Annotated in this window: 14 protein-coding genes; 9 read left to right on the top strand and 5 right to left on the bottom strand. The window is 62.2% G+C overall.

The window, feature by feature from the left end:
- Window positions 1-397: 397 nt before the first annotated feature.
- Window positions 398-1,021, bottom strand: a complete 624-nt coding sequence (locus tag AC07XM_RS09745) for a glutathione S-transferase family protein (RefSeq protein WP_023047355.1) — start codon at window positions 1,019-1,021, stop codon at window positions 398-400.
- A gap of 199 nt (window positions 1,022-1,220) precedes the next feature.
- On the opposite strand from AC07XM_RS09745, the gene AC07XM_RS09740 reads away from it, so the two are divergent.
- The 6 genes from AC07XM_RS09740 to AC07XM_RS09715 all read left to right on the top strand — a co-directional run bounded on the left by AC07XM_RS09740 (window position 1,221) and on the right by AC07XM_RS09715 (window position 5,445).
- Window positions 1,221-1,520 carry a DUF3077 domain-containing protein gene (locus tag AC07XM_RS09740; RefSeq protein WP_016487688.1) on the top strand — a complete coding sequence of 100 codons (300 nt, stop codon included), beginning with the start codon at window positions 1,221-1,223 and terminating at the stop codon, window positions 1,518-1,520.
- A 79-nt stretch (window positions 1,521-1,599) separates the two neighbouring features.
- Window positions 1,600-2,322: a hypothetical protein gene (locus tag AC07XM_RS09735; RefSeq protein ID WP_023047356.1), complete on the top strand. Its 723-nt coding sequence runs from the start codon at window positions 1,600-1,602 to the stop codon at window positions 2,320-2,322.
- 292 nt (window positions 2,323-2,614) lie between these two features.
- Window positions 2,615-3,535, top strand: a complete 921-nt coding sequence (locus AC07XM_RS09730; RefSeq protein WP_102690262.1) for a LysR family transcriptional regulator — start codon at window positions 2,615-2,617, stop codon at window positions 3,533-3,535.
- A 143-nt stretch (window positions 3,536-3,678) separates the two neighbouring features.
- Window positions 3,679-4,455 (top strand): SDR family oxidoreductase, encoded by a 777-nt coding sequence (locus AC07XM_RS09725; RefSeq protein ID WP_095115508.1) that lies wholly within the window; start codon window positions 3,679-3,681, stop codon window positions 4,453-4,455.
- A 106-nt stretch (window positions 4,456-4,561) separates the two neighbouring features.
- Entirely contained in the window at window positions 4,562-5,011 is a 450-nt protein-coding gene (locus tag AC07XM_RS09720) for an Xre family toxin-antitoxin system antitoxin (protein ID WP_016487684.1), read from the top strand.
- A complete protein-coding gene (locus AC07XM_RS09715) occupies window positions 5,008-5,445 on the top strand; it encodes an RES family NAD+ phosphorylase (protein ID WP_016487683.1) in 438 nt (145 codons plus the stop codon). Before AC07XM_RS09720 ends, AC07XM_RS09715 begins: the two co-directional genes overlap by 4 nt.
- Before the next feature lie 7 nt (window positions 5,446-5,452).
- On the opposite strand, the gene AC07XM_RS09710 is transcribed toward AC07XM_RS09715, so the two are convergent.
- Window positions 5,453-6,607, bottom strand: a complete 1,155-nt coding sequence (locus AC07XM_RS09710; RefSeq protein WP_102690263.1) for a cysteine desulfurase family protein — start codon at window positions 6,605-6,607, stop codon at window positions 5,453-5,455.
- A gap of 194 nt (window positions 6,608-6,801) precedes the next feature.
- Complete coding sequence (locus tag AC07XM_RS09705; protein WP_016487681.1) at window positions 6,802-7,728, bottom strand: LysR family transcriptional regulator; 927 nt, start codon at window positions 7,726-7,728, stop codon at window positions 6,802-6,804.
- Between the two features lie 139 nt (window positions 7,729-7,867).
- On the opposite strand from AC07XM_RS09705, the gene AC07XM_RS09700 reads away from it, so the two are divergent.
- From AC07XM_RS09700 to AC07XM_RS09690, 3 genes are all read left to right on the top strand, one after another.
- Complete coding sequence (locus AC07XM_RS09700; protein ID WP_016487680.1) at window positions 7,868-9,097, top strand: acyl-CoA dehydrogenase; 1,230 nt, start codon at window positions 7,868-7,870, stop codon at window positions 9,095-9,097.
- A gap of 88 nt (window positions 9,098-9,185) precedes the next feature.
- Entirely contained in the window at window positions 9,186-9,566 is a 381-nt protein-coding gene (locus tag AC07XM_RS09695) for a hypothetical protein (RefSeq protein WP_023047359.1), read from the top strand.
- Complete coding sequence (locus AC07XM_RS09690) at window positions 9,559-9,951, top strand: hypothetical protein (RefSeq protein WP_031311787.1); 393 nt, start codon at window positions 9,559-9,561, stop codon at window positions 9,949-9,951. Before AC07XM_RS09695 ends, AC07XM_RS09690 begins: the two co-directional genes overlap by 8 nt.
- A 5-nt stretch (window positions 9,952-9,956) precedes the next feature.
- On the opposite strand, the gene AC07XM_RS09685 is transcribed toward AC07XM_RS09690, so the two are convergent.
- Window positions 9,957-11,021 carry a TerC family protein gene (locus AC07XM_RS09685; RefSeq protein ID WP_102690330.1) on the bottom strand — a complete coding sequence of 355 codons (1,065 nt, stop codon included), beginning with the start codon at window positions 11,019-11,021 and terminating at the stop codon, window positions 9,957-9,959.
- A 165-nt stretch (window positions 11,022-11,186) separates the two neighbouring features.
- The gene (locus AC07XM_RS09680; RefSeq protein WP_060517285.1) at window positions 11,187-12,494 is read right to left on the bottom strand and encodes a substrate-binding domain-containing protein; all 1,308 of its coding nucleotides are present in this window, start codon (window positions 12,492-12,494) and stop codon (window positions 11,187-11,189) included.
- Window positions 12,495-12,526 lie beyond the last annotated feature (32 nt).

Raw genomic sequence — 12,526 nt, 5'->3', positions numbered from 1 at the left:
ACACAAGGCCGCGCCTACAGGGAAAATGGGATCTCTTGTAGGCGCGGCCTTGTGTCGCGATGGGCTGCAAAGCAGCCCCAGAATCCAGCAGTGCCGTTGCCGCCACCACGGTGATGCCGTTTTCGGTCTGCTCGCCGAGGCTGGCAGTGCCGGTCACGTTGGTCGGGTCCAGTGCCACAGCACCCAATGGCAGCGGTTGGCCGGGATCAGGCGGTAACCGCCGTCCTGCGGCATGGCTCGCAGGCCGCAGGACCAGTAACTGCTGCAGGGCTTGCTGGCTGAAGCTGCCACGCAGCCCGGCGCTGTATTTGCCGGCCAGGTCACCCGGGGGTAAAGGACTAGTGGTAATGACTCGCAGTATTACCCAATGCCCGGCAGTGAAACCCGTGTTGTACGTTTACGGTGTACCGTTACGGCCGTGCAGGTGATAGGCCGGGCGTTCGCTGAGGCGTTCGTAATAATCGCGCACCGCTGGCAGTTGCGGGTGTTCGAACGGCGTTTCGAACCAGCGGTTGACCGACAGGCCGATAGGGATATCGGCCAGGGTGAACTGGCTGCCGGCCACATACGCACCGGTGCTGGCCAGTTGGTGGTCGAGGATGTGCATGTAGCGAGACCAGTCCGCGCAACCGGCGGCAAGTGCTTGCGGGTCCTGGTGCGCGGGGGAGTGCCTGACCAGTGACATGAATGCGTAGCTCCACGAGCGGTTCAGGTCTGAGGCCTGCCAGTCGATCCACTGGTCGATCCTGGCCCGCGCCTGGGCATCGTCGGGGTAGAACGCGGTGGCACCATAGCGGTTGGCCAGGTAGCGGATGATGCTGTTGGATTCCCACAAGGTGAAGTCGCCATCCTGGATCACCGGGATCATGGCATTGGGGTTCAACGCCAGGAACTCGGCGCTGTCAGTGGCCTTGAAGCCAGAGCCCCAGTCTTCGCGCTCGAATGCAACCTCGAATTCAGCGCAGGCCCACAGCACTTTTCGCACATTAATGGAGGAGGCTCTGCCGAGTATCCGTAGCATGGTGTTCGTCCTGGGGTGGGGGAGGTTGATCGTCCGACACTGCCAGGTGGCGGTCAAGGGCTGATCGGTGGCGGAGGGCACACTTCATGGAGTGCTTGTAGTCCATTTCCGAAAGTGATTGTTACCACCCTGCTGGTCATTGTGGGGGGCAAAGCAGCGTCCTAGTCTGGGCATGCCCGCAACCGCCCGAGGAATGGACATGGACAACGACAACCCGAAAAGCAGCAAGCTCAATGTTGTGCGTGCAGCGAGCCGGTTTGGCAACGCCGATGCCGAACTGGTGCAGATGAAACCGCAGCTGCCGATGAGGACCGCACTGATGGAGGCATCTAGCATCATGGGCTGCATGACTGAAATCACTCGCAAGGCCATCGACAGGCCTGGCGACCGCAAGGTGATGATGCAGGCCACGGTTTACCTGGCGGGCATGGCCAAAGCACTGATCGATGGCCAGCTGCTGCAGATGCGTCAGGCGCGGGAAGGTGAACGCGAACGCTAGTCAAGCTTGCCTGGGGGGCCTTAACTTGGCACCCTTGGGCGGTTTGAATCGTCTGTATCACCACAAAAGGAAGTTCGCATTGAGCTGGGACAAGGTGGGGAAATTCCTCGTAGCCGTGCTTGCGGGCCTGATGGTCCTTTTGGCCGCCTACGTGTTGCTCAGGGGCAACCCGCGTCTGGAGGCGTCACTGACTTATGCCTACCTCACCTATCCCACCCAGTTCAGCGAGCGCATAAGCAAAGCCAGCGAGCAACTCAAGTATGAGCAGTTGCAGGGGCGCATCAACAGCATTGGCCAAGGCGAGCTAAGCCACGATCAGGTCGAGCGGTTGATAGAAATGGCCCAGGCACCCTATGCCCAGCTGTTCGCCAAGCCTTTCGAGGCCGGGCTGGTCGATCACCGTACTGGTTTGCTCATCGAACTACGCAACAGGGGTGATGCGCCAGTACGGGAGGTCAAGGTCCGTCTGCCAGCCAAGGGCCTGGTGCAGGTGCGTGATGCTGCCGGCAACGACACCCTGCTGGAAACCGCCACCGCGCAGGTGGACATCCCGGCCATCGAGCCGGGTGGCACGTGCAAGGTCTGGGTCTATTTCGATGCAGACTATTTGCAGATCCGCCAAGGCGGGGTGAGCATCAGCCACGCCGACGGCGTGGCCAATGTGCAGGTGTACCACGAAGTCATCGGTTTTCCGGCCATGGTGGCGCGCTACAGCCGCGAGTTGATGGTGTTGCTGAGCGTACTGGCGATCAGTGTGCTGGGCCTGGGTTACGCCTGCCTGGCACGGCGTAGACCGCGGTAAGCGCGTTACTCGAACATAAATACCTGATTGGGCGGGGCCCCTGTGGGAGCGGGCAAGCCCGCGAACACCGGCGCAGCCGGTGCCATGCAGCGCGTCGCACTCTTCGCGGGCGCGCCCGCTCCCACAGGATAAAGCGGCGTTTGCCGAAGCCTTGTTCCACGGGCGACAGCGCAGCATAACGGGCTGGTATGCGTGTTCTGCGATCAAGGGTCATTTGCTTGAAACTCAATACTCCCCCGTTGACGACCCTCTATAGTGCTCGGCATTACAAGACCCATGTCGAGCCTGCCTGATGATCCCTTCCCTGGATTCCATTTTTTCTCGCCTGCGCCTGCGCCAGTTGCGTCTGCTGATCGAGCTGGATCGCTGTGGTTCGCTGCACAAGGCGGCCGAAGCCATGGGCATTTCCCAGCCCGGGGCCACCAAGGCGTTGCGCGAGGTGGAGGAGGTGTTGGGTGTACCCTTGTTCCAGCGCCTGCCCAGCGGCCTGGTAGCCAACGACGTGGGCCGTTGCGTGGTGCGCTACGCGCGGCTGATCCACAGCGACCTGGGGCACTTGCGCGAAGAGGTGCTGGGCATCGTCCAAGGCCAGGGTGGGCGGCTGGCGGTGGGCAGCATCATGGGGGCCATGCCGACCCTAATCAGCGCCCTGGGGCGCTTGCGCCGCAAGCAGCCGCAGCTGGCAGTGGAAATTGCCGAGAATACCAGCGCCAACCTGCTCGCCCAGCTGGACGAGGGGCGCCTGGACCTGGCGATCTGCCGGCCGGGGCTGGGCCGCAACGCCACAGACTATGCCTTTGTCGAACTGGCCCAGGAGCCATTGGTAGTGGTCGCGCACCCGCAACACCCGCTTGCCGGGGCAGCGTCACTGCATATCAGCGACTTGAGCCATTACCGCTGGGTGGTCTACCCGGCGAACATGCCCATGCGCCAGGCGCTGGAGCGCGAGTTGAGCGAGGCAGGGGTGGAGGTGCCCCGTTATCCGCTGGAAACCTTTTCAACCTTCGCTACTTTCATGCTGCTGGAAGATGACCCGACGCTGGTGGCGGTCATTCCCAGTGCTGTGGCGACTTTTGCCGAGCAGCGCGGGTTACTGGTGTCGCTGGCGGTGCAGCTACGGGCCTTGAGCGAGCCGTTCGGCATCGTGCACCGTGTGGCGACGCCGCTAGCGCCAGCGGCGCGGTTGCTGGTAGAGGAATTGACGGCCGATTGAAACTTGTTGGCGCCAGCCCTTCAGCCTGTTGCTGGCGGGGATAAATGCCGGTTATTGGTGGATCAGCTCTTTTCATTATCGGCGGCCCTGTCCTGTGCTCTAGATTACCCCCCTGAAACCCTACTGCATCAAGGACCAACACAATGGATCTAGGCATTACCGGCCGCTGGGCCATCGTCTGCGCGGCCAGCCAAGGCTTGGGCAAAGGCTGCGCCGAGGCGCTTGGCAAAGAAGGCGTGAACCTGGTCATCAATGCCCGCACCCAAGCCACCCTGGTGCAGACCGCCAGCGAGTTGCGTGCGGCCTGCCCGGGCATCGAGGTGCTTACCGTGGCCGGCGATGTTGCTGATGCCCAGGTGCGCCAGGCGCTGTTGGCGGCCTGCCCGCAGGTCGACATCCTGGTCAACAACGCCGGTGGCCCGCCACCGGGGGACTTCCGTGACTGGGGGCGTGACGACTGGCTGAAGGCGCTGGACGCCAACATGCTCACCCCCATCGAGCTGATCAAGGCAGTTGTCGACGGGATGGCCGAGCGGGGCTTCGGGCGGGTGGTGAATATCACCTCAGGCGCGGTGAAGGCGCCGATCGACATGCTTGGTCTGTCCAACGGCGCCCGCAGTGGCCTGACCGGTTTCATTGCCGGCCTGGCCCGGCAGCAGCGCCTGGCGGGCAGCAATGTGACACTGAACAACCTGCTGCCTGGGGCGTTCGACACCGCGCGCTTGCAAAAAACGTTGCAGGCGGCGGGTGGCGATGTGCAAGCCACTGCCCAGGCCAGGCGCAAGGCCATCCCGGCGGCGCGCTTTGGCGATGCCGGGGAGTTTGGCGCGTACTGTGCGTTCCTGTGCAGTGCGCATGCCGGCTATATCACCGGGCAAAACCTGCTGATCGATGGCGGGGCTTATCCGGGTACCTTCTGAAAGGAGCGGGGGCGCAGTGCCCCCACAACCAAGGGGGCCAGTCAAACTGGCAATGATCCGGTGAATACCGCATACTTGTCGGCAAACGCCGAAACAGGAGTATGCCATGCTTGCCGAAGTGCTTCGTGACAACGGTTACCACGAGTACCGGGCGCGCCTGCAGGCGTTGCTGGAAATACCCGAACTTGCCAGTGACTTCGAAATCCACACCCGGATCACCCACGGTTTTGCCGCTACCTGGCTGGTGAAGCTGACCGAGCGCGGTGTGTTCACGCCGGTGGAGCGGGACCAGATCATTCCCCTGCGCACCCTGAAAACCCGTATCGAGCGTGACCAGCCGTTGACCGTGGAAGAGAGTGATCGGCTGTTCCGTTCGGCCCACATCACCGCCATGGCCGAAGCCGTGTTTGGCGAGGCGGACAAGGCCAAGCGCTGGCTGTCCAAGCCCAAGGAACGTTTTTCGGGGCTGACGCCGATGCAGATGCTCACAACCCAGCAAGGCACCACTCAGGTCGAAGAGATGCTGCTGCAGATTGCCGAGGGTTTTGGCCTGTGATTTTGTGGCGTATCAGCGCCTATGCAGATTTGAGCGGCACTGGGGGGCTGCGTGTTAGCGGACGCTGGCACCAGGCGGGCCGGCCCGTGGTGTATGCCGCCACCAGCCCTTCCGGGGCGATGCTCGAGGTGCTTGTGCACCTGGAGATCGACCCAGAGGATTTTCCTACCACCATGCGCCTGATCCGTATCGAATTGCCTGATACGGTTTCACAGGCGCAGTTGCCCGCCTTGCAGCCCGGCTGGTCCGCTCAGCCTGAGTTGACCCGGGCGCTGGGCAATCGCTTTCTGGATGACTGCTCGGCTTTACTGCTGCCCGTGCCGAGCGCGATCATGCCCAGCACCATCAACTACCTGTTCAACCCACGGCACGCGCAGGCACAGCGTGCGAAAATCCAGGTCGAGGATTTTACCCCGGACAGCCGCTTGTTCTAGCGTGTGTTCACCACAGTGCAGCCGATGCCGTCGTCAGCACCCGGCCAAACACTGCGAGCGCCTGGTCCACTTGCGCCTCGGTCGTGAATCGGCCGATGCTCAAGCGCACACTGTTGCGCGCCTGACGCTCGTCCAGCCCCAGTGCCAGCAGCACATGGGAGGCGGCGTTACTCGCCGAGTTGCAGGCCGAAGTGGTCGACAAGGCCAGCTCGCTGGCCAGGGCCGCGCTGTTGAAGCCCTTGCTGTCGATGCACAGGTTCAGGGTGTGGGGGATGCGTTGGCTGGCGCTGCCGTTGAGGGTGACGCCGGGTAAAGCCAGCAGGCCCTCGCGCAGGCGCGTGGCCAGTTGCTCAAGGCGCTGGTGCTCGCTGTCACCTGGTTCGCCGGCCAAGGCAAAGGCGCTGCCCATGCCCGCGATCTGATGGGTTGCCAGGGTGCCGGAACGCAGGCCCTGCTCATGGCCGCCGCCGTGCATCTGCGCGCGCATCAGCGTACGGGCGCGTGGGCCGACATAGAGCGCGCCGATCCCTTTTGGCCCGTAAACCTTGTGCGCCGAAAATGACATCATGTCCACGGCCACCGCCTTCAGGTCGATGGCCAGCTTGCCTACGGCCTGTGCGGCGTCCACGTGCAGGAGGGCACCGTGGTCACGCACCTGTTGGCCGATGGCGGCAAAATCGGTAACCGTGCCCAGCTCGTTGTTGACCGCCATCAGCGACACCAGGCGGGTATCGGCGCGCAACGCTGCCTGCACGCTTGCAGGCTGGATCAGGCCGGCAGCATCCGGCGCCAGGCGGGTGACGGCCCAGCCTTGGCGTTCAAGTTCGGCCGCGGTGTCGAGCACGGCTTTGTGCTCTAGCTGACTGGTGATCATGTGCCCGGGCTGGTCGATGCCTTGGGCAATGCCTTTGAGTGCCAGGTTGTTGGACTCGGTCGCGCCCGAGGTCCAGACCAGGTTGTCGGCTTGCGCGCCGACGCGCTCGGCCACCTGCTGGCGAGCGTGCTCCACGGCCTGTCGCGCGGCCTGGCCGTAGGCATGGCCACTGGACGCCGGGTTGCCGAAGTTGGCCTCGCTGCCAAGGCAGGCAAGCATGGTTTCGATGACCCGGTCGTCGACGGGGGTGGTGGCGGCGTAATCGAAATAAAGAGGGGCGCTAGGCATTCGGGCGGGTCCATATCTGTCGCCGTGAAATCGGCGATTGTTGGGATAAGCGTACCCGCGATGAAGAAGATAGTTTTCGCTTCCCGCCAATTTTTTTCTGAATCTCTGTAATAAAAATTTCTCCCCTGCGAACTTTTTGGAGAATATTTTTCTACAGTCGAGCAGAGCTGAGGCGCCGCCGCTCGCAGGCGTCTTCAGGCAGGCTGTGGGGTCTTCTCTTCCTCGGCTACCACGCGTTCGCACAATTCGGTGATCTGCTCGCGCATCCAGCGGTTGGCCGGGTCCTGGTCGGTGCTTTCATGCCAGTACAGGTGCGTTTCCAGTGCCGGCACCTCCACTGGCAGTGGCTGGTAACGCAACTGATGGCGACGGGCGAAGCGCTCGGGGACGGTCATCGCCATGTCGGTCTGCTGCAACACCTGCGAGGCCATCAGGTAGTGCTGCGAACGCAGGGCGACCTTGCGTTGTACACCCATCTTGCCCAGCGCCAGGTCGACGTAACCCAGGCCGTTGCGGCGGCTGGAAATATGGATGTGGGTCATGCTCAGGTAGCTGTCGAGGGTCAGCTTGCTGTCAGCCAGTGGGTGGCCTTGGCGCAGGGCGCACACATAGCGGTCTTGCATCAGTTTGATGTGGCGCACCTGCGGGTCGGTGTTCAGGGGCGCGTCAATGGCGAAGTCCAGGCGGCCGGCGGCGAGCTCCTTGGTGGTCTCGCGGCGCTTGCACAGGAAGCTTTCGATCAGCACCGCAGGCGCCAGACGGCGCAGGCGCTGGAACAGCGGCGGCAGGATGACCGCTTCGGTCAGGTCGGTCATGCTGATGCGGAAGGTCTTGTTGGCCTGCTGCGGGTTGAAGATGCGGCTTTCCTGCACCGAGGTACGCAGCAGTGCCAAAGCGTTGCGCACCGGGCCGATGATGTTCTGCGCCATCGGCGTGGGCACCATGCCTTGTGCAGTGCGCACAAACAGCGGGTCGTTGAAGGTTTCGCGCAGCCGCGAAAGGGCATTGGACACCGCTGGCTGGGTAATGCCGACAATCTGCCCGGCGCGGGTCAGGTTGGCTTCGGTGTAGATCGCATCGAACACGATGAACAGGTTGAGGTCGACCTTGCTGAGGTTCATGGGCGCCGCTCTTTGTTGGAATTATTGGCCGATCATATATCGGTTATGAATGTTTATACACGCGGAAAATAGACTAGGTGGATGGGGCTGCGCTGCTCTAGGCTCTGCCCATGTACTCCGAACCGTGAAGGTAGCCCCGATGGATTTCGCCTATTCGCCCAAGGTCCAGGCACTGCGCGAGCGCGTTACTGCGTTCATGGACGCCTACGTGTACCCCGCCGAAGCCGTGTTCGAGCGCCAGGTTGCCGAGGGCGACCGCTGGCAGCCCACGGCAATCATGGAAGAACTCAAGGCCAAGGCCCGCGCCGAAGGGCTGTGGAACCTGTTCTTGCCCGAATCGGAATACGGCGCCGGCCTGAGCAACCTGGAATACGCCCCACTGGCGGAAATCATGGGCCGCTCGCTGCTCGGGCCAGAACCGTTCAACTGCTCGGCGCCGGACACCGGCAACATGGAAGTGCTGGTGCGTTATGGCAGCGAAGCGCAGAAACGCCAGTGGCTGGAGCCGCTGTTACGCGGCGAGATCCGCTCGGCGTTTGCCATGACTGAGCCGGACGTGGCCTCCTCGGACGCGACCAACATGGCAGCCACTGCCGTGCGTGACGGTGACGAATGGGTCATCAATGGCCGCAAGTGGTGGACCTCCGGCGCCTGCGACCCGCGCTGCAAGGTCATGATTTTCATGGGCCTGTCCGACCCTGAAGGGCCACGCCACCAGCAGCATTCGATGGTGCTGGTGCCCACCGATGCGCCGGGCGTGAAGATCGTCCGCCCGTTACCGGTGTTCGGCTATGACGATGCCCCTCATGGCCATGCCGAAGTGCTTTTCGAGAACGTGCGGGTGCCTTATGAAAACGTGCTGCTCGGTGAGGGGCGCGGCTTTGAGATTGCCCAAGGGCGCCTTGGCCCTGGCCGTATCCACCACTGCATGCGCTCGATCGGCATGGCCGAGCGTGCGCTGGAGCTGATGTGCAAACGTTCGGTGGAACGTACTGCATTTGGTCGGCCACTGGCACGGCTGGGCGGCAACGTCGACAAGATCGCCGACTCACGCATGGAAATCGACATGGCCCGGCTGCTGACGCTGAAAGCGGCATACATGATGGACACCGTGGGCAACAAGGTGGCCCGCAGCGAGATCGCGCAGATCAAGGTGGTGGCGCCGAACGTGGCGTTGAAGGTGATCGACCGGGCGATTCAGATTCACGGTGGGGCAGGGGTGAGTGGCGATTTCCCGCTGGCTTACATGTACGCCATGCAGCGCACCCTGCGCCTGGCCGACGGGCCGGATGAAGTGCACCGGGCGGCGATTGGCAAATATGAAATTGGCAAGTATGTGCCGGTGGAGCTGTTGCGTAGCGGGCGCTGAGTCAGCGGCCTGCACCGGCCTCTTCGCGGGTGAACCCGCTCCCACAGTGATCGCGCAAACTCCCGCAATGTGTAGGAAGTATCTGACCATGGGCGTCGGCAAGGACATGCTCGATCAAGGTTTGAAACAGGTCAGTCATACATTGACCAGTATCGAGCAGTTGCACCAGCGAGAGTTCATGCGCCATGGCCACTTGAACAGCCCAGCGTTTTTCGCAGCTTGTAAAAAGGTCAGACTGACCGAGACAGGAGGTTTTGCTGTTGGAACCGCCGGAGCTATGCTTGGCTCCTCAGGAGCAGTCCTCGTATCCGGAACAGTATGTGCCGTGGTTACTATGGGCTCTGCAGGTCTGGCCGGGCCAGTGTGCGGCATAGTGCTGGTGGGTGCCAGCGGTATGGCTGGGGGAGTGCTGGGCGGCAAGCTCGGTGAGTCGGTAGGCGAGGTTATCTACGAGGCGACCAGTGATTGATATTACTGGCTGGCAACCACTTGCCAAATTGGTAATTCTACTAAGTCCTTTTGTTATCGGTATACCTGGGCTAGCTCTTAGTGTTGTCGCGACGTTGACGAAAGATTATGGCGTCGCCTGCTCGGCCATCACGAGCAATCCCTACTTCGAAAGCATTAAGCGTGTATGGGGTTCTGGATCATTTGAGTGGCGCTGGCTGACCCTTTGTACGGTAAGTGGACTAGTTGCATTTCCGTGGTTAGCGCTGCGTATGGGGCAACTGGATGCTGGCGAGTTGAATGCCTTTCCGCAGAAGCTGAAGCGTAAGTTGAAGGTTGCTGCGTGGCTAAGCATGACTGGATTCATCTGGATGGTAGTTGTATGGGCATTATTTAAAATCAAGTAGCCGTATCAGATCCGCATCTGCGGGTCTTCGTCTTTTGGGCTGACTGGACAATCGGCATTTGAAGACTGCTCAGGCGAATGATCCGCGATCGCCGGGTTCTCCCCCCGCGTCTTGACCAACGAAACCACCACCCCACCCAGCAACAACCCGAACGTCACCCCCAACGACAGCAGTGCCGGCACCTTGCCCACCATGCCGTGATAGAAAATCTTGCAACCAATAAAGATAAGCACCAGCGCCAACGCATACTTGAGGTATACAAACCGGTGCATCAACGCCGACAGCGCGAAGTACAACGATCGCAGCCCAAGAATGGCGAAGATGTTCGAGGTGTAGACAATGAATGGATCCTGGGTGATGGCGAAAATCGCGGGCACGCTGTCGACTGCAAACACCAGGTCGGCCAGTTCGATCAGCACCAGCGCCAGAAACAACGGGGTGGCGTAGCGCAGCGCCTTGCTGTGCCCGGGCGGGGTCTGGCGCACGAAGAAGTGCGAGCCGTGGATCTGGTCGGTGACCCGCATGTGCCGGCGCACGAACTTGAGTACCGGGTTGTTGGCCAGGTCAGGGTGGCTGTCTTCTTTCGAAAGCGCCATCTTCACCCCGGTAAACAACAGGAAAGCACCGAAGAGATACAGCACCCAGGCAAAGTTCTGCACCAGCGCGGCGCCTACACCAATCATGATCGCCCGCAGGAATACCACCCCCAGGATGCCCCAGAACAGCACGCGATGCTGGTAACGGCGGGGAATGGCGAAGTAGCTGAAAATCATCGCCATGACAAAGACATTGTCCATCGACAGCGATTGCTCGACCAGGAAACCGGTGTAGAACTCCAGCGCCGATTGCGCGCCTAGCTGGTACCAGACCCCGACGCCGAACAAGACGCCAACGCTGAAGTAGCCCGAGTACAGCAGCAGGCTTTCGCGCATTTCGATTTCCCGGTCGTGGCGGTGCAGCACGCCCAGGTCGAGCACCAGCAAACCGATGACGATGGCAATGAACACCAGCCACAACCAGGTGCTGGTACCGAGTACGGGGGTGGTGAGGAATGCTTGCAGAGCTGTCATGAGCCCCTCCTTGAATGTCGACGTTGCATGGCAACAGTGATCCGACATGGCGGCTTGGCAGCCGTCAGAGGGGCCCGGTATCACATGACTTTGAGCCTAGACCCGATTGCAGGAGATACCGAATGGGGAGCTGTTACATTTCTTTGCCAGGGCCCCTGCATCAATTCAGTACACCCACACCTCAACCCGCCGATTGCGCAGTCGCCCTTGCTCCAGCTCATTGCCGGCCACCGGCAGTTCATCGCCCATGCCCGTCACCTCCAGCAACTCCACGCCATCGCGCGCCAGCTCGCGGCGCACTGCCTGGGCCCGAAGGCGCGAGAGCAGGGCGGCGCGGCCAGGCGTTTCCTTGGGGTCGCCAAACCCTACCAGCACCGCTTTGCTCTGCAGCTTGCCAGCCTGGCGCAGGTACTCGGCCACCCGCTGCACATCACGCAGGGCCTTGTTATCGAGGCTGGCGCTGCCTTCCTGAAAGCGGAAGTTCACACTCAGCCGCTGCGCCTGCTGGGCCAAGGTACGGTAGCGCGGCGGCATGTCTGCCTGGGGCACGACTGGCTGGGCCTTGATCTGCTGCGAAACAAAGCCCTGCTGGGCGACGATGGCCTGGCCGGCCGGGCTCTGGGCAAAGTCGGCCAGGGCTCTGGCCTGTGGCTTGGGGTTGGCCGGCAGGTAGAAGTACAGGCGCCGTGACAGCGGGTAATCTTCGCTGGCCACCAGGGCGCGCTCCGGCAGCATGGCCGGTGCGTCGCCTTCGGCTACCGCCAGCACCTTGGCCCCGTGCACCGCAGCCAGGCTGCTGAAGCCGATGGCCTGGCGGTCGGTGGCCACCTGCGCGGCCAGTTCGTCACTGGACTCGTAACGCAGAGCCTTGGCTGACAGCTCGTTGTGATGGGGCTCCAGCACCAGCGCCTTGAACGTCTCGAAGGTGCCGGAGCGGTCGTCGCGGGCGTACAGGTGAATAGCGCCGCCAGGAATGCCCAATTGCTCCCAGCGTTGGATCTGCCCAGAGAAAATCTGCGCCAGCTGCTGCGTGTTCAATTGTGGTAGCGGGTTGTCGGGGTGGACGATGACCGCGACACCGTCCAGGCCGATCACTTGTTCGGCGCTGGCAGTGCGCAGGTCGCCAAGGGCCCGTAGTAGGCGCACTTCACTGTCGTTGATCGGCCGCGAGGCAGCTGCCAGGTCGGCATCGCCACGGCCGAGGGCGGCGAAGCCGGTGCTGGACCCATGAGCGGCGATGTCGATGCGCACGGTTTGCCCCTGTGCGTCGCGCGCGGTTATCACCAACTCGTTGGCGACCTTGCCCGGCTGCTGCTCGACGACTGTGGCCTGCTGCGCGCGCAGTTGCCCTTTTACCAGGGCAGGGAGCAGCGCTGCGCCGATGGTGTTGGAGCCTTGAACGCGCAGGTGCACAGGCTCGGCCAGGGTGGCCAGCGGTAGCAAAGTGAGCAGCAAGACAAACAGGCGGGGCATGCCGGGTGGCCTATGGCATAGAGATGGCCGGC

The sequence above is a fragment of the Pseudomonas sp. GW460-LB5 genome (assembly GCF_059423245.1).
This window is presented reverse-complemented; position numbering and strand designations above follow the sequence as displayed.